General features: G+C 43.1%; 15 protein-coding genes. 13 read left to right on the top strand and 2 right to left on the bottom strand.

What is annotated here, in order from left to right; translation table 11 throughout:
- Positions 1–17 precede the first annotated feature (17 nt).
- Positions 18–1,379: a DNA recombination protein RmuC gene (locus FAM09_RS03105; protein ID WP_136575606.1), complete on the top strand. Its 1,362-nt coding sequence runs from the start codon at positions 18–20 to the stop codon at positions 1,377–1,379.
- Between the two features lie 1,376 nt (positions 1,380–2,755).
- Here the strand turns inward: FAM09_RS03105 and FAM09_RS03100 are convergent.
- Positions 2,756–3,538: a DeoR/GlpR family DNA-binding transcription regulator gene (locus tag FAM09_RS03100; RefSeq protein WP_136575605.1), complete on the bottom strand. Its 783-nt coding sequence runs from the start codon at positions 3,536–3,538 to the stop codon at positions 2,756–2,758.
- 439 nt (positions 3,539–3,977) lie between these two features.
- Between FAM09_RS03100 and FAM09_RS03095 the strand changes: the two genes are divergently transcribed.
- The 10 genes from FAM09_RS03095 to FAM09_RS03050 all read left to right on the top strand — a co-directional run bounded on the left by FAM09_RS03095 (position 3,978) and on the right by FAM09_RS03050 (position 19,159).
- Complete coding sequence (locus FAM09_RS03095; RefSeq protein ID WP_136575604.1) at positions 3,978–7,103, top strand: SusC/RagA family TonB-linked outer membrane protein; 3,126 nt, start codon at positions 3,978–3,980, stop codon at positions 7,101–7,103.
- Between the two features lie 21 nt (positions 7,104–7,124).
- A complete protein-coding gene (locus FAM09_RS03090) occupies positions 7,125–8,657 on the top strand; it encodes a SusD/RagB family nutrient-binding outer membrane lipoprotein (protein WP_136575603.1) in 1,533 nt (510 codons plus the stop codon).
- Between the two features lie 180 nt (positions 8,658–8,837).
- Positions 8,838–10,481, top strand: coding sequence for an alpha-L-fucosidase (locus FAM09_RS03085; protein ID WP_243751575.1), 1,644 nt, complete (start codon positions 8,838–8,840; stop codon positions 10,479–10,481).
- A 3-nt stretch (positions 10,482–10,484) separates the two neighbouring features.
- Positions 10,485–12,782: a glycoside hydrolase family 20 protein gene (locus FAM09_RS03080; protein WP_136575602.1), complete on the top strand. Its 2,298-nt coding sequence runs from the start codon at positions 10,485–10,487 to the stop codon at positions 12,780–12,782.
- Between the two features lie 123 nt (positions 12,783–12,905).
- Positions 12,906–14,222, top strand: a complete 1,317-nt coding sequence (locus FAM09_RS03075) for a gluconate:H+ symporter (protein ID WP_136575601.1) — start codon at positions 12,906–12,908, stop codon at positions 14,220–14,222.
- A 23-nt stretch (positions 14,223–14,245) separates the two neighbouring features.
- Positions 14,246–14,707, top strand: a complete 462-nt coding sequence (locus FAM09_RS03070) for a RidA family protein (RefSeq protein ID WP_136575600.1) — start codon at positions 14,246–14,248, stop codon at positions 14,705–14,707.
- Between the two features lie 72 nt (positions 14,708–14,779).
- The gene (locus tag FAM09_RS03065; protein ID WP_243751574.1) at positions 14,780–15,817 is read left to right on the top strand and encodes a sugar kinase; all 1,038 of its coding nucleotides are present in this window, start codon (positions 14,780–14,782) and stop codon (positions 15,815–15,817) included.
- A gap of 210 nt (positions 15,818–16,027) precedes the next feature.
- Complete coding sequence (locus FAM09_RS03060) at positions 16,028–17,095, top strand: dipeptidase (protein ID WP_136575599.1); 1,068 nt, start codon at positions 16,028–16,030, stop codon at positions 17,093–17,095.
- Between the two features lie 536 nt (positions 17,096–17,631).
- A complete protein-coding gene (locus tag FAM09_RS03055) occupies positions 17,632–18,720 on the top strand; it encodes a glycosyltransferase (RefSeq protein ID WP_136575598.1) in 1,089 nt (362 codons plus the stop codon).
- Positions 18,721–18,754: 34 nt separating this feature from the next.
- Positions 18,755–19,159 carry a hypothetical protein gene (locus FAM09_RS03050; RefSeq protein ID WP_136575597.1) on the top strand — a complete coding sequence of 135 codons (405 nt, stop codon included), beginning with the start codon at positions 18,755–18,757 and terminating at the stop codon, positions 19,157–19,159.
- Positions 19,160–19,177: 18 nt separating this feature from the next.
- On the opposite strand, the gene FAM09_RS03045 is transcribed toward FAM09_RS03050, so the two are convergent.
- Positions 19,178–19,747 carry an RNA polymerase sigma factor gene (locus FAM09_RS03045; protein WP_166437009.1) on the bottom strand — a complete coding sequence of 190 codons (570 nt, stop codon included), beginning with the start codon at positions 19,745–19,747 and terminating at the stop codon, positions 19,178–19,180.
- A gap of 149 nt (positions 19,748–19,896) precedes the next feature.
- Here FAM09_RS03045 and FAM09_RS03040 point away from each other — a divergent pair, with 149 nt between their 5' ends.
- Positions 19,897–20,889 (top strand): FecR family protein, encoded by a 993-nt coding sequence (locus FAM09_RS03040; RefSeq protein ID WP_136575595.1) that lies wholly within the window; start codon positions 19,897–19,899, stop codon positions 20,887–20,889.
- 33 nt (positions 20,890–20,922) lie between these two features.
- Positions 20,923–24,639, top strand: a complete 3,717-nt coding sequence (locus FAM09_RS03035) for a SusC/RagA family TonB-linked outer membrane protein (protein ID WP_136575594.1) — start codon at positions 20,923–20,925, stop codon at positions 24,637–24,639.
- The last annotated feature ends 42 nt before the right edge of the window (positions 24,640–24,681 follow it).

Genomic DNA, 24,681 nt, shown 5'->3' with positions numbered 1-24,681 from the left:
ACATCAATACCATTAACATGGAAACTATTTTAATAGTGCTGCTGACCATTTTGTTGTTGGTAAGCATCATTACCCTGGTTGTTGCCTGGAAAGCCATGGCGGGTAAAAACAATACCGACTACATGGCTATGAAATATAAAATGGAAAATGTGTTAACCGAAATTGCGCGGGTAGAAGCGGCCGTAAAACAGGAAATGGTGACCAACCGGCAGGAGAATGGCGACAATACCCAACGCATCCGCGCCGAACTGGCGGCCTCGCTTAAAAATTTTGGTGAGCTCATTAACCAAACCATGACCAATGCCAATACGGTTCAAAAAGATAATTTCTTCGCCTTATTGGATAAACAGACCGAGCAAAATACAGCTACCTCCGCCCGGCTCGATCAAATGCGCGAAACGCTGGAAAAAAAGATGGCCGACATGCAAACCGGCAATGAACGCAAGCTCGATGAAATGCGCGCAACGGTTGATGAAAAATTGCAGAAAACACTGGAGGCCCGCCTGGGCGAATCGTTTAAACTGGTAAGCGAGCGGTTGGAAGCAGTGCACAAAGGACTGGGCGATATGCAACAACTGGCAACCGGGGTAGGCGATCTAAAAAGAGTGCTCACCAATGTAAAAGCAAGAGGCGTGTTGGGCGAGTACCAGTTGGAGAATATCCTGGAGCAGATCTTAACTATTGATCAATATGGACGGAATGTAAAAACCAAAGAAGGGTCCAATGCCCTGGTGGAGTTTGCCATAAAGCTCCCGGGCCGGGGTGATAAAGATAAATCGGTGTGGCTGCCCATCGATTCAAAATTCCCCAAAGAAGATTTTGAACTGTTGATGGATGCATATGACAAGGCCATGCCCGAGCTGATAGAAGAGATCAGAAAGAGCTTTGTAAAAGGCATTCGTAAATGTGCCCTGGATATCAGCAGTAAATATGTTGATCCGCCTAATACAACAGACTTCGCCATTTTGTTTTTGCCCTTCGAAAGTTTGTATGCAGAAGTGTTGCGCACACCCGGATTGTTTGAATCCATTCAACGCGAACATAAGATCATCATCACGGGGCCTACTACTTTGTCGGCTTTACTCAATAGTTTGCAAATGGGTTTCAGAACGCTGGCCATTGAAAAAAGGTCGGGCGAAGTATGGCAATTGCTGGGTGCGGTAAAAACGGAGTTCGGCAACTTCGGCGGTATACTGGAGAAAACGCAGAAGAAATTGCAGGAGGCCAGTAATGTAATAGAACAGGCAGGGGTGCGTACGAGAGCGATTGAGAGAAGATTGCGCGACGTTCAGGAATTACCGAAAGAGGACGCCGTTGCCCTGATTGGAAAGTCTACGTTAAACGTGGAAGAAGAACCGGAGAATGGAAATGAAGAATGAAAAATTAAAAATGAGGAATGAAAAAGTTCGGAGAGCACTTTCTCATTTGTTATTTCTGATTTTTAATTTCTTTAATCCGTCACAACCACCTTATTCATAAACTCTTTCTTCCCTGAAAAGTTTTTTCATAAGAACGCTACTTTTTAGGTTAACTTTTTTTATTATAGGAGGCGCTGGGTATGAATGGATAATAAAAAGCCATTACCAATAACGGTGTAGAGTAGTTGGGAGCATTTAAAGGGGGATTTTAATACAACAACATAGCTGTACAATAAATAAATGCTGCGGTTTTTGATTAAGGGAGAGATTGTAAAGCCGGATGTTGTATGAGATCCGGCCTTACGGTTTGGGAAAAAAATCCTAACAACTGTTGTATCCTGATAAAAAAGTGTAATGCCTACACTAATGTATTAACAGTGTGCAATATACGCTAAAATGATATTCCCATTTCATTTGCCAATTGCAACTGGTCGTAAATAGTTATCCACTTTTTGTTTTGCTGGATGCGAACTTTTTATTCGGGATTATAAAATCGTAAAAGCCCGTTGTTATATTGGGATGAAATATAATGTACCGGCTTAATTAGGGGATCAAATCAAATTATGGGAGAGCATTAACTTCAAACAATAAGGTGACTTCTCTTGTTTATTCCGCGCAAAGTTGTCAATGTTTGACAAAGTTGGGAAACATTCCGGGCAAGGTTGTCAACTAAATAACATCTTTATAACTTTGTCACACCTCTAATGTAGCTATTTTAGGACGAGACATTATGCCGCATTAGTAACTTACTATGACTCATCGGTAGCTAAATTTGGACCAACCTGACTAAACTTTGCACCACTCTCACTAATCTTTGGAGCAATTATAATTAAATATGGAAAAGCCTTTACAACATTTACTAATAACTTCATAACTATGGAGCATTAGTAAATAATTAATCATGTAAAGTCATTACTTACATGCACATGTTATATACTTATGTTGAAATATTACGTACTGATGCTCCAAAGTTGGTCATGGATGATCTATTTAAAAGAATTGATACAAAATAGTCAGGAATCGATGCAAAATAATACGTCATTGATCATTCTTAATGAACGAGGGTTAATTCAGAGTTAGCAAGGATAATTGCATAAATACGCATTGGAAGGGAATATTTCGCCACTTATAAAGAATTATATCAATTCGCCCAGGTTTAGTTAAATTGATAGAAATAGTAAACTCCCAATCCACAGAAATTAAGATATCATAATAACTTGCAGCTATGTCACTACAGTTCCCCAACTTTTCAACCTGACCCCTTTTGACTTAAACAGCAGCCCCTAAATATACCCACAGCAAGAAGTTGGCAATAACAGACCAACGTCATTTTACAATTATAAAAGGGTGAGATTTTTTGCTTTGTAAGCCTGCAATTCATGACTGTCGGGCGGCAGTTCCGTAATCAAATAATTGATTTCATTTACATCGGCAATTTTCATTTGCATTACCGAATTGAGTTTTTCAGAAATGGTAAGTACCGCTACCTTTTCCGCAGCGTTGATCATGGCTTTTTTAACCTGGATGGTTTCCCAGTCAGAATCGGTAAGCCCGCTGTTTGAATCGATGGCATTGATGCCCAGGATGCACAGATCGGCTTTAATATTACTGAGGTATTGAAAAACTTCGCCGCTTACGGTCATTTGGCTGTAGGTAGAAATTTGTCCGCCGATCATAATGGTTTTGATCATCGGCTTATCGAGCAGTTCAACCGCGGTAAGCACATTGACTGTAATGAAAGTAGCGCGTAAAGTAGAGGGGATTTTTTTAATGAACTCTCTGATGGTGGTGCCACCGCCGATCAGTACGATCATATCCTCTTTCAATAACTGAAGGGTTTTATCGGCAATGATCTCTTTATTTTGTTGGGAATAGGTTTGTGATTCATGGCCAATATGATAAGCAGCCGACATTACGCCGCCTTTGATCCTTATCACATGTCCCTCTTCGGCCAGTTCATTTACATCGCGCCGGATGGTATCTTCCGAAACATCTATCAGTTTAACCAGGTCGGTAAACATTAAACGGGTATGGATGTTCACCTGTTTGGTGATCAGCTTCTTTCTTTCCTTCTTTTGCAAAGCAATTGGCGAAGGAGTATTTGAGTTATTATTTGCCATAAACTATTCAAACATTAATGGATCGGGTCGTTCCTCGCTCCAATAGACAAAATTCAATATTTACCTCGAAATAAAATGGCTTCTTCTAAGGGTTGCCGCATTTTATTTTTTAGACCATTTAATTAAAACAGAAAGATTTTAAACTTTCTATTTCTGCAATCTTTGCAATAATACAAACTTTGCAAATATTTTGCAAAGTTTGGCCCTAAATTCCGCAACATCAGATCAATTTATTGACATCCGCGTTATTGATTGAAAATCAATTATTATTGAGTTAATCCTTACATCAGGCAGCAAAGTGTATGTAATGTGAACACGCTAACTATTTGCAACTATTATTATTTTAATTGCAAATATTTTGCAGTTATTTCTTTTTTGTTATTAAATTGAGGCAGATTTTGCAAGTAACCATAACATTTCTACTCAACACAAAACGCTTATGAAACGAGTCAAACTAATTGCTTCGGGCAGCTTGCTGCTATTTTTTCAATTGTTATTCTCTCTCTCCGGCCTGGCACAGTCTGCCCAATTGAGGGGCGTTGTAAAAAATGAAGCCGACCAGGCAGGCATTCCCAACGTCACGGTGAGCCTGGCTTCCAATGGAAGCGAGTCATCCACCACCACCGATCTCAGGGGGAATTTCGTATTGAACATTCCCGCCGGTATCGGTTCCAAACCTTTTCAACTTACTGTTAGTTCCATAGGCTTTGAAAAAAAGCAGATCACGATTGAACCCGGACAAGCTTCCATAACCATTTTATTAAAAGCTGGTAACAGCGATGTGTTGGATAATGTAGTGGTTACGGCATTGGGGGTGAAAAAAGAGCGGAAAGCGGTTGCCTATGCCGTTACCGAAGTAAAGGGAAGTGAGTTTACCCAGGCTCGTGAAAATAATATTGCCAATGCGCTTACGGGTAAAATTGCGGGCGTTAATGCTGCCGGTTTATCAACGGGGCCCGGCGGCTCAAGCCGGGTTACAATAAGGGGTAATGGTTCTTTGAATGGCGATAACCAGCCGCTGTATGTAATTAACGGAATGCCGATCGATAATTCGGTACCGGGTGGTGCGCCTACTGTAAATGGTATTACTTTCAATGTTGACCGTGGCGATGGCATAGCCGGTATAAACCCTGATGATATTGAATCAATAAGTGTGTTAAAGGGCGGTACAGCCGCTGCCTTGTACGGCTCGCGGGCGGCGAATGGGGTTATTCTTATTACTACGAAAAAAGGAAGAACGCAACGGGGAATTGGTGTAGAATATAATTCAACCTATACCATGGAGAACGTTGCTGTTATTCCCGATTTCCAGTACGAATATGGCCAGGGCGCTCAGGGGGTAAAGCCAACAACCCTTGCTGCTTCACAGGCCAGCGGCAGATTTTCGTGGGGTTCAAAAATTGATGGCTCGAAAGATTATGTTGGTGTTGATGGCAAAACGCATCCTTATGAAGCACAAAAAAAGAACCTGCAGAATTTTTATCAAACAGGAACCACTTTTACCAATACCATAGCGTTTACCGGCGGTACCGATAAATTTAACTTCCGGTTCTCCGCTGCCGATCTGAACAGTAAAGGTATTTTACCAAATACTACGTATAAGCGCAAAACCTTTAACCTTTCTGTTAACAGTAAACTAAGCGATAAACTGAGTATTGAAGCAATAGCTCAATATAATCTTGAAGAAGGGAATAATCGCACAATGGCCGGCGATGCCCTGGGAAATCCGAACTGGACGCCTCTTGAAATCGCCAATACGGCCGATGTGCGCTGGCTCGATCCCGGTTATGATGCAAACGGCAACGAAACGATATGGAACGATGTAGCCATAGCCTCGAATGGGTATTTTGTGCGTAATAAATGGCAGGAAAAGGACCGGAAGAACCGGTTTATAGGGCAGGCCGATATTTCGTATGAGCTGGTAAAAAACCTGGTATTCAAAGGCTCGATAAGCCGGGATTTTTATAACTATAATTACATGCACGTAATGCCTACCGGCACGCTGTATACGCCGAATGGCGAGTATGCAGGTTTAAAGTCGGATGTGTCTGAAACCAATGCCATGATTACTGCCTCCTACAAAACTTCCCTGGCCGGCATAATCGGCGTTTCGGCAATGGTAGGTGCAAATAGCCGCAAATTCAATAATGATCAGCTTAACCTGAGCGGCAGAAATTTTACCATACCTTATTACTACAGTTTTTCTAATTTGTCAACAGCATCTACTACCCCCTATAACGGTCGAATTACCACGAATTCGGTATTTGGTTCAGTTGACTTCGATTACAAAAACCTGTTTTTTATTACGTTAACCGGGCGCGAAGACTGGTTCTCGACCCTCAGTGCTAAAAATAACCATATTTTTTACCCGAGTGTAGGCGGAACCTTTATACTGTCTGATGCAGTTAACCTCCCTTCCTTTTTTAACTTTGCCAAACTAAGAGGCTCATGGGCGAAGGTGGGCGGCGGAGCGCCCGATCCATACGCTATCAATCTTACCTACAGCAATGTGCCCAGTTCGGGGCCGGCATTATTGAATGTAACCAGTAATAATATCTCAAATCCCAACCTGAAGCCATATACTTCAACTACCTACGAAGCCGGTATTGAACTGCAAATGCTGAAAAACCGGCTGGGCCTTGATTTTACTTTTTACAACCGTAAAACAACCAACGACATTGTAAACACCGCTATTTCTTCTACCTCGGGTTATAACAATGTAATTCTGAATGTAGGTGAATTAGGTAACAAGGGTATCGAGGTGTTATTGACGGGTAAACCGGTTGCAGGTAAATTTAGCTGGAACGTTAGCTATAATGTAGCCTATAATAACAGTGAAGTAATTCAATTGGCCCCCGGGCTAAAAAGCATCCAGATAGCCAACACTGTTGGTAACTGGTGTTTCCTTAACCATATCGAAGGAAAACCTTTTGGTACACTCGTAGGTACCCGAATGGTAAAAGATGATGATGGCAATACGGTTTTTAATGCTACCACAGGATTGCCGGTTGTAAGCCCGTTGCAGGAATTAGGCAACAGTGTGGCGCCGCTTACCATGGGCCTTACCAATGAATTCAGGTATAAAGACTTTTCGTTCAGCTTTTTGCTCGATGGTAAATTCGGCAATAAAGTTTTCTCCATCTTCGAATTATATGCTACCCGTATGGGTAAATTGAAGAGTACGCTGCCGGGCCGTGAAAACGGACTTGAGCTAAAGGGGGTTGACCAGGCCGGCAATCCGTATTCAAGAACCGTATCGGTTGCCAATCTGCGGCCATACTATGACAACTACAAAACCTATTCTGAATTGTTTTTACATGATGGCAGTTTTGTAAAGCTCAGGCAGGTGATCTTATCGTATAACATCCCGGTAAGTAAAATAAAGATCCTGAAAATTCAGGCGGCCAGTCTTTCTTTCGTTGCCCGTAACCTGGCCATCCTTTACAGGCAAACCGACAATTTTGATCCTGAACAAAGTTTTACCAACAGCAATGCCCAGGGATTTGAATCTATTGGCTTGCCGCGTACAAGATCATATGGCCTGAACCTGGGTATCAAATTATAATTCTTAAAAAATTGACGAACGATGACAAAACTCATAAAAACATATACGGCCTGCCTGGTTATAATGTTTGGTGTATTTATCCTGCAATCGTGCGATAAGAATTTTGAAGAAATCAATACCAACCCGAATGCCGTTTCAACGGTAGTACCTCAGTTTGTATTTACCAAAGCGCAATATGATGGTGCTTCCAATATGCTCCCTTTGTTTTTGGGGCATATGCAATACACTACCAGCTATAATGATGTGGCCGGTTTTGGGTCGAAGTATGTTACCAACCAAAGTTCTCAAACTGCTGCCGCTTTCAGCCGCGCTTACCCGAATGAGATTAATGAAATTGGAATTGTGATCAAGGCGGTAAAGGATGATGCAGGCAAAGTAAATATGCTCGCCGCAGCGAAAATATGGCGGGTGTACTGTTTTAGCCGGCTTACCGACCTGTATGGCGACATACCCTATTTTCAGGCCGGGCTGGGATACGATTCAACCTTGTACAAACCTGCCTATGACCCGCAAAAAGACATTTATGCTAACCTGCTTGCTGAACTTGAATCGGCTGTGCAAATTTTCGATGCTTCAAAAACTACTTTTGGAACATCGGACCTGATGTATGGCGGCAATATTGATAAATGGAAAAAATTCGCTTATTCTTTAATGCTAAGGCTGGGCATGCGTATGACAAAAGTAGACGCTGCCCTGGCAAGAACCTGGGTAACAAAAGCAATTGCAGGTGGTGTTATTATGCAGGATGGCGATATCGCTAAAATTGCTTACATCGGTACCGGCCAGGATATTAATAAAAATCCGCTGGTATTTAATTTATGGAACAGCGATTATATTGCCCAGAATGGATCTACCAATACAGAAGGAGGCAAGTACCAGGATGTATTTATTAATTATCTCAAATCAACCAAAGATCCGCGCTTACCGGTTTTTTCAGTGGTTTGGGTGAATGGGGCGCCCAGTACCGATACGGCCATTCAGAAGGGAATGCCGGCCACATTTATTAATATCAAACCATCCAATTTTGTAACCTATTCAGAACCCAACCCGAAAACTGTTTTACTGATGGGTTCACCGTTGCTGTTATATACTGCAGCCGAGTCCTATTTTCTGCTGGCCGAAGCGGCCTTAAGAGGTTGGTATACCGGGGCAACAGCCAGTTCGTTGTACCGCAACGGCATTGAAGCCGCCATGCGTCAGTGGGCAATTATTGCCGGTAGCGCCGGTGAAATAGCTACAACAGATATCAATAACTACGTTGCAAATAATTCTCTTAATACAGGTGGTACATTCGATCAGCAAATGCAACAGATATATACACAGTTTTGGGTAAGTATTTTTCCGGATGGCCAGGAAGTGTTTGCTACTTTCCGCCGTACCGGTTATCCTGCATTGGTTCCGAATAACTACCCGGGCAATGCAACCGGCGGAAAATTTTTCAGGCGTGGATTGTATCCGTTATCAGAACAAAACCTGAATGCTGAATCGTATAAGGCTGCCGTGAGCCGGCAGGGCTCCGATGAATTTTTAACCCGTATCTGGTGGGATAAGTAAAACGTGAAACGGCAAACGGCAAATAAACCAGTCGGAAATGCCGCCGGTTCAAGTATTTCACGTTTGCCGTCTGCCGTTTCACGATTAAAATAAGTTCTCGTACACATTACAAGTAGGTTTTAAGTGTAACAGGAGGGCATGTCCATGCCCTCTTTTTAAAACTCTAAAGAAACTGATGGTATGAATGGAAAAAGATGGTTGATTGTTTTTATTTACATGGTACAATGGTTCACATCTAAAGGGCAGCACGATGTAGTGAAGGATGGCGAGGCCAGTGAGTATAATCTTAATAAACCGGAAAGGGAAGAATGGTTGCGAAACGCACCTGCAGGATTGTTTATTCATTTTAATGTAGATGCCCAATTAGGCATTGTGATCAGTCATTCCCTGGTTGGCGCATCAGAAGATTATGTAAACCGCTACTTCAACGAGCTGCCAAAAACTTTCAACCCGGCCCGTTTTGATCCGGAAGAGATTGCTACCCTGGCGAAACTGGCCGGAATGAAATACATTATGTTCACTACAAAACACCACTCAGGTTTTTGTATGTGGGATACGAAGACGACCGGTTTCAACATAATGAACACGCCTTATCACAAAGACCTGCTGAAAGATTTTGTAGATGCTACCCGCAAGGCAGGGCTGCAGGTAGGATTTTATTTTTCTCCCGAAGATTTTCATTTTCTGCATACCCACAATATGCTTATCAGCAGGGATAATGTAGTAATGAGCGATGCGGTGAAAACAGCATTTGATGAATTCACCCGCAAACAATGCGAGGAATTGATGACCAATTACGGAAAGATAGATCTGTTGTTTATTGATGGAGACCCGAAGGAAGTAGTGAAAGCAACCTGTTGGAAGCTGCAACCCGATATTTTAATTACAAGAGGCGCTTTAAAAACAACCGAACAAATGTTGCCGGGTGTAACTATTCAAAAACCCTGGCTTTCCTGTATCACCATCGGTACGGCCTGGCAATTTCAACCAACCAACGATAGATACAAATCAGGCACGGCTTTGATTGAACTGCTGATAGAAGCAAGAAGCAAAGGCGGATCTCTTTTGTTGAATACCGGTCCCAAACCAAATGGCGCCATGGCAAGTGAACAGGAAGACAGGTTGCGTGAACTGGCAGCCTGGTATTTTATTAATAAAGAAGCAGTAGACAGTGTGCAGCCCTGGGTAATCAGCCGGGAAAAAAATATCTGGTTCACCGCAACGAACAACAAGCAAACCGTGTATGCCATTGTTACCGGTTTACCAGGTTGGGTAGAAGGTGACCAAAAGAGTTTTGTGTTACACTCCGTGAAGTCAACTGGCAATACCAGAATCAGTGTGCTGGGCCAGAACGGAATTCTGCAGGAATATAAACCCGGAAAGAATGTAACTCCTTCCTTTCATCAAACAGATACCGGGTTGGTGGTATCTGTTTTTCGCACGCAACGAATTTACGACGATCATAAATGGCCAAATCCGGTAGTAATTAAGGTGGAAAACGTACAGCCGGCTATTGAACCCGTACAGGTGGAAACGTTAGACGCCCGCTCATCCGGAACGGCACTGGTATTATCAGGTAAAGTGCACAATTTTAAACCGGCAAAGCCTATGAAAGCAAGATTTTATTACCGGCCGTACCATGGTCAGATCGAAGATCTATATACTGGTCCCTGGACGATGTCGGTTACAGTACCCATTGATAACAATGGCATTTTTAAAACTACCATCAGCGGCTTAAAAAAGGGACAACAATACGAATACAAGGCGGTAGCCGTATACAGTGGAATTGAATTGGAAGGAGATAAAAAATTGTGGCAGCAGTAGATTATGAAGAGCAGCAGTAAATACCTGGCGGGTTTTGTAATATTTTTTTTAATGCCTTTTGCCGTTGTGGCGCAGGCTGCGAATAATACATTGCCTGCCCTGATCCCTTTACCGGTAGCAATAAAACAATCGGCGGCCAGCTTCTATATCAATCCGGCAACAAAAATTATTGCTGGCAATAAGGCGTTACAAAAAATAACTGCACTATTAAATGATTATGTAATAGCCGCAGGGGGAAAGCGATTAATGGTAACTACTACCACCCCAGTCAATAACTTTATTTCAATTGAAATTGATTCAACGGAGATACCCAATAAAGAAGGATACCGGCTGCTTATTGATGAAAAAGCCATTCGTTGTATCGGCCATGATGCGGGTGGTGTTTTATATGGGCTGCAAACTTTGCGGCAATTATGGAGTGCAGGAAAAACTAAGATTAAAGTGCCGGGTTGTACCATCGATGATTACCCGCGGTTTGAATACAGGAGCATGGCGCTCGATGTGAGCCGGCATCTGTTCCCGGTTTCTTTTATCAAAAAGTATATCAACCTGTTGGCCTTATACAAATTCAACACCTTTCATTGGCATTTAACCGATGACCAGGGCTGGCGCATAGAAATAAAAAAATACCCGAAACTGCAATCGGTGGCAGCCTGGCGCAATGAAACTCTGATCGGGCATAAAAAAGAATTACCACACCGCTTCGATGGCAAGCGGTATGGCGGTTACTATACCCAGGAACAAATAAAAGAAGTAGTACAATATGCCGCAGACAGGCAGATCTCTATTATTCCCGAAATAGAAATGCCCGGTCATGCCACGGCGGCACTCGCGGCTTATCCGGCATTAGGCTGTACGGGCGGGCCTTATAAAACCGCTACATTTTGGGGCGTGTTCGATGATGTGTATTGCGCCGGTAATGACAGCACATTTTCTTTTTTGCAGAATGTGTTGGATGAGGTGATGGCGCTTTTCCCTTCTATATACATTCACATTGGCGGCGATGAATGCCCTAAAACAAGATGGAAAGCATGTACAAAATGCCAGCAACGGAAACAGGCATTGGGCTTGCAGGATGAACATGCCTTGCAGAGTTATTTCATTCAGCGCATGGAGAAATACCTGAACAGTAAAGGACGGCAGATCATTGGCTGGGATGAAATTTTGGAAGGTGGTTTAGCGCCTAATGCTACGGTAATGAGCTGGCGGGGAGAAGAAGGTGGTAAAGCTGCCATTGCACAACACCACCGGGTAATTATGACGCCTGAAAGTCATTGTTATTTTGATTATTACCAATCGTTATACGCCGAAGAACCATTGGCGGCAGGTGGATTTACGCCATTGCAAAAAGTGTATGGATATGAACCGCTCGCGAGTAGTACCGATAGTATGAACGCTACCTACCTGGCGGGTGTTGAAGGACAGGCATGGAGTGAGTATTATACCAGTACAGCAAAGGCAACTTACATGATCTTTCCCCGCGCCCTAGCGCTCGCAGAGTTGGCATGGACGCCGGTGGCATTGCGTAATTACGATAATTTCCTGAGCCGGTTACGCCATCAAAAATTATTGCAGCAGCAGGAAGGAGTTAATTATTCCAATCTTTTTGATGAAATATCTTATACCGCAACGCCTGCACAAAATAATACGGTGCAGGTAACGTTGCAAAGTGCTTTACCCGGTGGTGAGATCAGGTATACAACTGATAACAGTGTGCCCACTTTGCAGAGCGCGTTATACACCGGAACAATAAATATAAAAAATACATCTACGATTAAGGCGTTGCTATTTGATAAACGTAAACAACCGGTTGGCAGATTATTCCATCAATATCTTCGTATACATAAGGCTGTAGGCGCACAGGCAGTGATAAAAAATAAACCGATCGACCGGTTCAACCCCGGCGCTGCGGCCCTGGTAAATGGGTTGTTTGGCAGTAACCGGTATAACGATGGGCAATGGATAGGTTTTGGCGGCAGCGACCTGCATGCGGTGATTGATTTAGGATCTGTGCAAACTATTCATCGCCTGGGGCTGAATGTACTGAACTATCATTGGCAGCGTATGTGGGCGCCTGTTTCACTACAACTGCTGGCATCAACGGATGGAGAACATTTTACAGAATTACACCGGCAGAACTCTTTCCCCATGAATGGAATTAATAAACTGGATGTACCCGTAAAACCGGTACAGGCAAGATATATAAAAGTCATAGGAGTCAACAAAGGCGTTATTCCTGCAGGGGAGTATGGCGCGGGCGGTAATGCGCTGTTGTTGATCGATGAAGTGATCATTGAATAATATTGAATATTGAACCTGCCTGCCGGCAGGCAGGTGTTCAATTTCCAATGTTGAAGTGTAAATCAAAAATTTTGAGATTAGGGCATTTGTATTCGCCGTTCGGCATTCAATATTAATTAAGTTATGTCTATCATAATCGTTTTGATCTGTATTATAATATTGATCCTGCTGATAACGTGGGGTAAACTGAATGCTTTCCTGGCTTTTCTGGTTATATCGGTATTGGCTGGTTTGTTACTACAATTACCGGCTGAAAAAATTATGACGGCTGTTCAGCGTGGAATAGGAGATACGCTTGGTTCACTGGTAAGCATCATTTGCCTGGGCGCTATGCTGGGTAAACTGGTGGCGGAAAGTGGGGCTGCGCAAAAGATAGCAACGGTGTTGATGAATGCATTTGGCGCCCGCTACCTGCAATGGGCATTAATGATCACCGGCTTTATTATAGGCATACCCTTGTTTTATGGAGTAGGTTTTGTATTGATGGTGCCATTAATTTTTTCTGTTGTATATCAATATAAATTACCAGCCGTATACATCGGTTTGCCTATGCTGGCAGCGCTATCCGTTACACATGGTTTTTTACCGCCACATCCTTCGCCCGCGTCATTGGTATTGCAATTCAACGCCAATATGGGGGTTACCTTATTATACGGATTGATAATTGCAATTCCTGCCATTATCATTGCTGGTCCGCTGTTTTCAAAAACTATTAAAAATATTTCAGCAGAACCTTTGGAAATGTTCAGGCCTCAGGCGATGAACAAAACACAATTGCCCGGCACTGCCAATAGTTTTCTTACTTCATTATTACCGGTGTTCCTGCTCACAGCCACAACTGTTTTAAATTATTTCTTTAGCGCAAACGGATCATATAAAGGCGTTTTGACATTAATCAGCGAACCGGGGCTGATTATGTTGGTATCTGTTTTAATAGCGGCTTTTACATTGGGAATTGCCAATGGTAAAACTATGAAATCGGTGATGACGATCTATGGAGATGCAGTTAAGGATGTTGGTATGATCCTGCTGATCATTGCCGGCTCCGGTGCATTGAAACAGGTGTTAACTGATAGCGGCGTAAGTCAGCAAATTGCATCGGCATTACAAACCTGGCCGGTACACCCACTGATCCTGGGCTGGTGTATGGCAGGTATTATACGTATTTGTGTGGGATCGGCCACCGTAGCAGGATTGACCACGGCAGGCCTGATTGCGCCTTTATTGGCTAAATCAACTGTTGACGCTAACCTGATGGTATTATCAATAGGCGCGGGCAGTTTATTGTTCTCGCATGTAAACGATGCCGGCTTTTGGATGTTTAAAGAGTATTTTAATCTAAGCATAAAAGACACTATAAAAACCTGGTCGGTGATGGAGACCATTGTAGCTGTAACCGGGCTGGCCGGGGTACTACTTTTGAGCTCGATAATAGGATAAAAATAAATATCAAACCAAAGAACATGAACGCAGAAGAAAGATTCAACAAACTGGGACTGAGATTACCGCCTGCTCCTACACCCCTGGGAGTGTACAAACCTTTTCTGATCGATGGAAAATATCTTTATTTATCAGGCCATGGACCGGTGCGGGAAGATAAAACGTTGATCATTGGCCGTATAGGAAGCGAGTTGAGTATTGAGGAGGGAAAGCTGGCCGCACGCCAGGTGGGCTTAACCATGCTGGCAACAATCAAAACACACATTGGCTGCCTCGATAAAATAAAACGGGTCATCAAAGTGCTGGGAATGGTCAATTGCACACCTGACTTTGAACGGCATCCTTACATTATAAATGGCTGTAGTGAATTGTTTGCTGCGGTTTGGGGTGAGGAAAATGGGATTGGCGTTCGCAGCGCAGTAGGTTTCGGTTCCCTCCCTGATAATATACCCGTAGAGATTGAAGCAATGTTTGAGTTATATTGACCCACCACGCACGATTCACCAATTAAACTTTATCACATTAAGTTTTTGGGTTATAATTGTTAAAAGCACTTAATGATGATGTCATCCGTAAATGGCCCGGTTCAGTTAACCGCATTTGGAGAATTTTTAATGCGTTTGCACAGTGCCGGGTCGCAACGTTTTTTACAAACACAGGAATACAAAGTGTGGTATGCAGGCGCGGAAGCCAATACTTGTGTGTTGTTGTCACGCTTAGGTGTGACTACCCGGTATATTACCCGGGTTCCGGATAATGATCTTGCGTTGTCTGGTATACAACAGTTGCAAGGCCATGGCGTAGCAACCAACCATATATTGTATGGCGGTGAAAAGCTGGGGTTATACTTTAGCGAACCAGGTAACCATATTCGCGGTACGCGGGTTATTTACGATCGGGCTGGTTCCTCATATGCAGAGCTTCAACCGGGGATGATCGATTGGAAAAAAGCATTGCATGGTACACAGTATTTTCATTGGTCGGGCGTGGCCGCTGCTGTTTCACAAAGCGCCGCCGACGTGTGTGGGGAGGCGTTGGCAGTGGCAAAGCAAAACGGTTTGATCATTTCGGCTGATTTCAACTACAGGAGTACGTTATGGAAGTATGGCAAAAAAGCCGCATCCATTATGCCGGCGCTGTTACAGCATAGCGACATCGTTGTGGCCGATCTGGATTCAGTGGCTCTATATTATGGCATCACCACCGATACGGATGCGCCCCTGGAAACCCGGTTTAAACAATGTGCTGAAAAATTACAAAAGCAAATACCAGGTTTGAAAACACTGGCCATGAGTTTTCGTAAAACAGAAGGGCCTGTGCATATTTATACAGGTGCTTTAATGCATCACGGAAAATATTATTTTTCTGCTGGATGTCAACTGCCTTTTATAACCGACCAGATCGGAAGTGGCGATGCTTTTACCGGCGGTATGTTGTATGGTATTATGAATGCGTATGAACCGCAATCGATCATTGAATTTGCTACGGCCTGTGGCGCCTTAAAGCAAAGCATTCATGGCGACTGGGCTATTATCACGAAATCAGAAGTGGAGCAGTTTATGCAAACGGGATCATCGGGAAGGATTATACGATAGTGAAATGAGGAATGAAAAATGAGAAACAGAGGAGTGAAGAAGGAAAGGCAGGAAACAGTTGAATATCGAATATCGAATGTTCAATGTTGAAGTGAAATACAGTTGCAAGATTCAATCATAACCGGGAGTAACTGGTAACAAACGAAAAAAGGAGCTAAAACTCCAGAACTAAAAACCAAAAACCAAAAACTAAGAACCAAGAACTAACCCATGTTCACCATAGACGCACATCTTGATTTAAGTATGAATGCCATGGAATGGAACCGCGATCTGCGGCAATCAGTCATGCACATTCGTAAGCGCGAGGCAGGTTTAACAGATAAGCCCGACAGGGCGAAGGGCACAGTAGCTTTACCTGAATTACGGCAGGGAAATATTGGTCTTGTCGTTGCCACCCAAATCGGCCGTTATGTAGCACCGGACAATTTGTTACCGGGCTGGCATTCACCCGAACAGGCATGGGCGCAAACGCAGGCGCAACTGGCCTGGTACAAAGCCATGGAAGACGCCGGTGAAATGGTAATGATAAAAAATAAAGCAGCGCTTGAAGCTCATCTTTCCTTATGGTTAAATGGCGAACCCAACGATAATAAACCTATCGGTTATATCCTGAGCCTCGAAGGCGCCGATTCACTCATTACCCTGAAACACCTTGAAACTGCCTATGGGTATGGGCTCCGTGCGGTTGGGCCGGCACATTATGGCCCCGGGCGTTATGCCAATGGCACCGATGCCACAGGTGGCTTACAGGCTGCCGGTAAAGAACTATTGAAAGAAATGGCGCGACTCAATATGATCCTTGATGCAACGCATTTATGTGATGATGCCTTCTGGGATGCCATGCGCATCTTCAACGGACCGGTATGGGCCAGTCATAATAATTGCCGTGCCCTGGTTGATCATAATCGCCAGTTCAGTGATGACATGATAAAAGTGTTGATAGAACGGGGGGCTGTGATCGGCGGTGCGCTCGATGCGTGGATGATGGTGCCAGGCTGGGTGCGGCAGCAATCAACGCCCGAAGGAATGCAATGCAATCTCGAAAAAATGATCGATCACCTGGATCATATCTGTCAACTGGCGGGTAATACACTGCATGTTGGCATTGGTACCGATCTGGATGGCGCTTTTGGTAAAGAACAATCTCCTTACGACCTCGAAACCATTGCCGATCTGCAAAAGGTGCCGGTATTATTATCCCAACGGGGATATGCACCTGCAGATATCGAGAATATTATGCATGGTAACTGGTTACGATTCCTGCGCCGGGTATGGTAACCGGAGTGGGGCATATATTGTTTAAACTATGATTAATTATGGTATTATTTCATTAAACAGTTGTGGTGGCTTAAGGCAAAAATGCTTTCTTTTAAATTGGGGAAAAAAACGTCCCCAATAAGGCATTATTGATGTTTAATCAAATAAATGTATATCTTAATAAAAATAATAACTGCCTAAATATAAAGACGTTACTGCCATTTTTTTTCGATAGCTGCCTTTTTAAAGGAAGTTTTATGAACAATAGGCACAAAAATAGCAGCTAGCTGCATGGCTGTCCATTACATCAGCCAATTTGATGACATTGTTACCCTCCCTTCCGTCCATTGCTTTGTAAAGCCTTTTAGCCCGGTCTGTAGTAGCTTCCATGTTATAGCTATACATATATGCATACATGCATGGTAGGTAGCATACATTGTAAAAATGTTTTTATGCACCCAACGGTTGCCTGAAAAGTAGCCGTACTAATAGTAGTTTAAACAATAACCATGAGCAAATTATACTGTACTAATTTTTATTGATTTTATTGAACATATATGAAGATCGTACATGTAGTAGAGCCTTTTGCTTCTGGTATAGCGGCGTTTGTTCAATCGATCGTGCAAAATTTGCGGGATGATTATCACATCATCATCCATGGAGAGCGGGAGTATGTGATGCGATCAACAGACATAATAAAATACTTTCCGGAAGATAATGTGCAGTTTATAAGGTGGCGCTCGGCGCAACGGAGTATCAGCCTGGTAAAGGATACCGCAGCACTTGTTGAGCTTTGTCGGTTATTGCGCAATTTGAAAGCGCAGCAAATGGTAGATGCCGTTCATTTACATTCTTCAAAAAGTGGTTTCCTGGGCCGGTTAGCCTGCCGTATGATGAATATCACGAATGTGATTTATACGCCCAATGGCGCGCCGTTCTTATTAAGTAATATCAATGCCATAAACATATTATATAAGTTGTTTGAAAAACTGGGTTCTTCTTTTGGCGGAAAAGTCGTTTGCAGTTCTCTGTCTGAGCGGGATGCTTATCGTAAATTAGGCATCAAAGCAATGAACATTAATAACGGAATTGCTGTAAATGTTTCCCGCCACAGTTCTAATGAAACGCCTGCTGCATCAGCAAAGTTTCGCATAATAACCTGTGCCAGGATCGTGCAACAGAAGAACCCGGCATTATTTAACGCCATTGCAACCTATTTCAAGGACTTTGATCAGTTTGAGTTTGTATGGGTGGGGGATGGAGAAGAAAGACACCTGCTTACTTCCCCCAATATTACCATCACTGGCTGGCTTACGCAGCCCGAAGTGCTGAAACTGATCAATAGTTCCAATTTGTATTTATCTACCTCGCAATACGAAGGTTTGTCATTCTCTGTGCTGGAAGCATTGTCGCTTAGAAAAACGGTGCTGTTAAAAGATTGCATCGGCAACAGGGATATTGTGAAAAAAGGATTGAATGGCGATATGTTTACCAATGCGAAGGAAGCTATTTTGAAGATCTTTCAATTTTATAATAATCCGGCTATGTTGCGCGTAATGGGCGAGTATTCGGGCTGGCTTTGTAATGAAGAATTTAATGTAGATGCTACCTGTTCGTTATACCGCAGCTTGTATCAACGGGTATAAAAAGAATAATAAAATAAGTATAAATAAAATAACTATGAGTATTTCTGTAAATGGTTTGAAGGAAAGGAACGACGGGGCAAAAAGGGGAACTAACGGTCATGCCATAACCGATCCATCATATAAGCAGATCAGTGAAAGGCTGGAACAGATCACCCGGTATCTTGAACAGGAAATTGAGAGCAAGCAAAAAGCCATTGAAGAGCAGCGGCTGGAAATGGAGGAATTAAAAAAAGCGATCAATCATAGAACAACGGTGATCTCGAACCTGGAACAGCAATTGGAGCAAAGCGCTCAACATACAGAAGGCCACCGCCAGCTCATTAATAAGTTATTGAATGATATTGAACATTTACAGAACGATATTGACTGGTACAAAAGAACCTATGAAAGACGAAGTGTTTGGGGCGTGCTAAAAGAAAAGCTAACGAAAAAGAAATAGCCGGGGTCCCATAATTGCTCAAAAAAACAGGAACCAGATAAACGTCAGCGTGGTAAGCAGCTTTTTCAGTGATTTAATAGATTGGTACAACAGGTTGCGGGCCGCCTGGTAATTAATATTCATAATTTCACTTACTTCCTCATAATTCAGCTCCTGGTAGAATTTCAGGTAAATGATCTCTTTTTGCCGGTTCGACAATTGGCCAAGGGCCTGCAGCACCCGGGCGGTTTTTTCAGCATCCAGTTCCCGGCTTACCAGCAGGGTTTCGTGGCTTAATTCAAATAAGACATCGATGTGATTTTCATTAAAAACAGTTGCCGTTTTCCGCTGGTGGGCACGGTACAGCTTGTATTTGAGCGACTTAAATAAATAAGCTTTTACCGATTGTACCTGGGTCTGACTCTTGTTCTGCCATAATTCGGTGAATAATTCCTGAATACAATCCTCCAGAACGTCATTATTGCTGGTGAGCTTACTACCATATTGAACCAGCGGCTCATAATAGCGCCGAAACAGTAAAGCAAACGAATCGTGGTCGCCCTTTTGATAGGCCTCCCATAAAATAATATCAGGTTGGTTGGATATCAATTTATTATCAGCTACGCTAGTTTTGTGAGTATGAAACGGAAACAGATGTGAATTTAGGATATGTTTTATTCGAAATCCACAAAAAAGCGCAAAAATATGATTACAAAAATTGATTTTGCAGTACTAATTTTAGAAGCGAAACCTACAATATGGATTTATTGATCAATACTATTGAAGAACTACTTAGTGATGAGAGCTTTTTGGCATGGTACTATAAAACCGATCCACATGCTATTATAAAATGGGATAACCGTTTGGCCCATAATGCTATAGAACGAAAACTGGCTGACGAGGCCGTTCAATTACTTCAAACTATCACCATAAAGGAGCAACTGGTTGATGCACAACGATTAATGCAGGCCGAGGCCAGGTTAACCAATGCTACTCTTTCTGCAGAAAACCAGCCTGCCGGCAAAGTTGTTTCCATGAGGTCGCGTACTATAAAATGGTGGGCTGCGGCTGCAATAATTTTCTTAACTTCAGTAAGCGTTTGGCAATATACCCGCACAAACGGCCAGCTCGCAATACAAACCGCCTATGGGGAGACCCGGCAGGAAGTTTTACCCGACGGATCTGAGGTAATGCTCAATGCCAATACGACCCTTGACTACAAGAAATGGAAAGAAGGGACTGATCGCGAAGTTTGGGTTAAAGGCGAAGCCTTTTTCCACGTAAAAAAAACAACACTTAAAACCAGGTTCATTGTACACACCGGTCATTTTGATGTGGTAGTTACAGGGACCCAATTCAATGTTATTAACCGTAATAACAAAAGCAATGTGTTGTTAAAAGAAGGAAGCGTTATTATAACAAGCGATAGACAGGATGTAAGCATGAAGCCAGGCGAATACGTTGAGTTCAATGGCAAAGGCGTTCAAAAGAAAGACATAAATAATGCACAGGTGCTGGCATGGACAGACCACAAGTTTAATTTTGAAAACACTCCTATGAAAGAGGTCGCTTCTCTGGTAACCGAATTTTACGGAATTAAAGTTACCCTGGCTGATGAAGCAGTAGCCTCTTCAACGATCTCTGGCATCATGTCCAATGATAACCTTGATATTTTTTTACAAGCATTGGAAGCCTTATCTGAATATGATGTAGTAAAATCGGAAAAAGAGATTCTGATCAGAAAAAAATAAAGTTCAGGCAGGTTTATGTTTTAAAATCTGCGTATGAGGAAAAAAGGCTCGGAAAGATTCTTTCGGGGGTATTTTTTCACGGTTGCATTGCTTTTCATCTACAGCGCCTGGGCACAGGATGCTGTTACTTTAAACCGGAAAAAAGCTCCCCGGCAATCTTTACATGACGTTTCGACTGCCCCGGCAAAAGACACTACTATTGCCCGTCAATCCCTTTTTTCCATCCTGAAACAACTCAATCAATCAAAAGGTATCTACTTCCTTTTTTCCGACAAATCTTATGGCGAAATAATGGTAAAACCGGTGGCTGATAAAAACCGGCCAACGGAGCAGATCCTGGAAGAGCTGCTTCAATTTACCGGTTTGAAGTTTAAAAAGATAAATGACAAAACGTTTGTCATTGTTGCCGCCCCGGTGCCCGACAATAATTCGTTTAATAAAGTGAAGCCTGCAACGCCAGTTAATGAAAGAAAAATTCAATTGGTAAAGGGCAGGGTAACTAACAGTGAAGGAAAACCCCTGGCCAATGTTAGTGTTTGGGTGAAAGGCACCAATCGCGGCACAACCACTAATGCCGATGGCGAATTTGACATGGAAGGTTCCAGGGGAGAAGTGTTGGAGTTAACCAGTGTGGGTTATGAAAAGAAAGAAATACTGCTGAATAATAACAACGCCATCATCTACCTTAATACCCAGTTGGCTGTTATTGAACGCATGATGAATGAAGTGGTGGTAACCGCGTTGGGCGTAAATAAATATTCCCGTTCATTAGGCTATTCGTTAAGCACGGTTAAAGCCGAAGACCTTACCTCTGCCGCTAACACCAATTTCGCATCTGCGTTATATGGCCGTTCACCAGGCGTGTTGATCAATACGGCGCCCGGTGGCGCTACCAGTGCAGTACAGGTACAAATTCGCGGCGTGAACTCCCTTAATTTTAATGCCCAGCCATTGTACGTAGTAGATGGCATCATCATTCGCAATGCCAATGAAAAAGGGATTACCGGCCTCAACAATGGAGGTTACTGGGTCGATCCCCGCATTCGCGGCAATGGCATTCTCGACATCAATCCCGTAGATATTGATAACCTCACCATTTTAAAAGGCGCCAGTGCAACTGCGTTGTATGGCTCAGAAGCTGCAGCCGGCGTAGTGGTGATCACCACTAAGAAAGGCACACCTAAAAAGCGGTTAGGGGTATCTGTAAATTATACCAATACTATTGAGAAAGCGGCCTATTTGCCTAAATACCAGACTTTATATGGCCCGGGTGCCGACAGGGCCACCAACCTGTCGGAGGGCGCCACGGAAGAAGGCTGGATTCCGGTTGATCTGGATGGCGACGGCACAAACGATCGCCTTCGGCCCAACTTTACCGCTTATGCGCAATTCGGGCCTAAATTCAATAACGAAATGGTGCCCTGGTGGGATGGAGAAATGCGCCCTTATGCTTCGCATGAAAATAACTACAAACAGTTGTACCGCACCGGCTTTAATTCAATAGTAAATGCGTCGGTGACTAACCAAACCGATAAATTCTCTTACCGGTTATCTTATACCCGCAACGATTATAAAGGCATTCAACAGGGTGGCGACCTGCAACGGAATACCATCCATTTCAACAGCAATGTAAAGGTTACCGATAAATTGAATGTTGATGTAATAGCTAACTATTTTACCAGCAAAGTGCACAACCGGCCTTACCAGTTGGCAAGGATCATTGCTGCTTATGCAGGTTTTTATAGCCGGGCAGAAGATTTGTCGGTGGTATTTAATAAATACAAAACCAGTGAAGGATACAAATGGGTTCCCTGGAATCAATCGCAGCGGAATCCCTCGGAAGCGCTTCGTTATAATGTAAAGAACGAAATGCTTGACTTTCTATGGATGCAATTAAGAAATAGTGAAGATGAATACCAGGACCGTTTCCTGAATAGTATTACCCTGAACTATGAAATGCACAAGAACCTCAAATTCAGGGCCCGGCTGGGAAATGATTTTACCAATCTCAAAACAGAAACCCGCCAGTTCAGCGAATACCCGACGATTTATAATTCCAATAATGCAAGCACGGGGCAATATAGGATAGCCAATGGCCGATATTCCATTTTATATGGCGATGGATTGGTAACCTGGTCAAAAAAACTTAACCACAATTGGAATTTGTCTGTAACCGGTGGCTTTCAGTCACGCAAGGAAAATTACAACGATCAGTCTTCCGAAACAACCGATGGCCTCATGGAAGCAAACTGGTTCAGCCTCGAAAATTCTTATCATCCCGTTAAGACCGTAACCGACAGAAGCGCTATTCTTAAATATGCTTTCCTTGGCTTTTTTAACCTGTCGTACAAAAATTATTTGTTTTTGGAAGGAACTGCCCGCGAGGAATATTCTTCTACTTTACCACCCGGCAAAAACAAATATTTCTATCCTTCTATAAACACCGGATTTATTTTTAGTCAGGTTATGAATAGACCAGCCTGGTTGTCGTTCGGTAAATTGCGCACTTCCTTTGGTATTGTTGGCAATGCGCCGCCTGCCTATACATCTCCTGTTACCTATACACAATCGACACTTCCTACACTTAATGGACCGGTAGCGTCATTGAATGCCCAAATGAATGCCGGCAACAATAACATTCGTCCCGAAAATAAATACGAACTCGAAGTTGGGTTAGAAACGATGTTGTTCAGGAACAGGGTAGGGTTCGATGTTACGTGGTTCAATAGCCGTACGGTTGATCAGATTATACAATTGAGTATTCCTGCCAGTTCCGGTGCTATGACCAAACTGGTAAATGCCGGCGAGTTGGAAAGCAACGGGTTGGAAGTAGGAATACATGCTTATCCGCTAAGAAGCAAAAAGTTTAAATGGGCAAGCCAGTTGAATTTTTCCATGTCACGATCAAAGGTGAGCAAGCTGTCTTCCGGAGTAAAGAATATTGTATTTTATGAAGCAGAGCAAAATGCCTTACGGATTGTTGCCGAAGAAGGCGAAACGGTGGGCAACATCTATATCTATCCGCGGTTGAAAGATGATGAAGGGAATTATGTGATTGGATCGAATGGATTGTATGTGATAGATAATAACCGGTATGAAAAAGTAGGCAATGTAATGCCTCGCGTAACCGGTGGTTGGTTCAATACCCTGAACTGGAAAAAGTTTTCGCTGGATTGTGCGATCGATTACCGGCTAGGTGGCAAACTGGTATCACCGCCATTGAAATATAATACAGGCGCGGGCATGTATGAAAGTACGCTCAGGTACCGCGATGCCGAACATGGTGGATTGCCCTATTATATAAATAATGTTGGCGAAAAGATCTTACTGCCCGATCACCAGGCGCAAGCCCCCAATGGAGGCAAAGTTTACCACGATGGGGTGATTTTGCCGGGTGTTACGGTCGCAGGTAAAGAGAACACCCAGATCATTGATGCGGCCTACTATTATATGAATACTTATATCTGGGGCGCTTCGGCGGTAAATGAAAGTGCCGTTGTTGATAACAGTTACATTAAATTGCGCGAAGTTGTATTTGGATATACCTTGCCGGCCAAACTAACCGGCAAGTTGCATTTTAATAGTATCCGTGTTTCGCTGATCGGTAGAAACCTGTTTTACTTCTACCGTACGCTGAAGAACCTCGACCCCGAAGCAACCATTGGTTCCAACTGGATAAGGCAAAGTGTTGATGAAGGATCTATGGCTGCTACGCGGAGTTTTGGCTTTTCTGTAAATATGGATTTTTAATTGAATAAGGTCACCATTCGCGATGGGCGATAAACCTGGCTC

The organism is Niastella caeni, assembly GCF_004834005.1.
GTDB lineage: Bacteria > Bacteroidota > Bacteroidia > Chitinophagales > Chitinophagaceae > Niastella > Niastella caeni.
The sequence above is the reverse complement of the archived record's forward strand: the minus strand, read 5'-3'. Positions and strand labels throughout refer to the sequence as shown.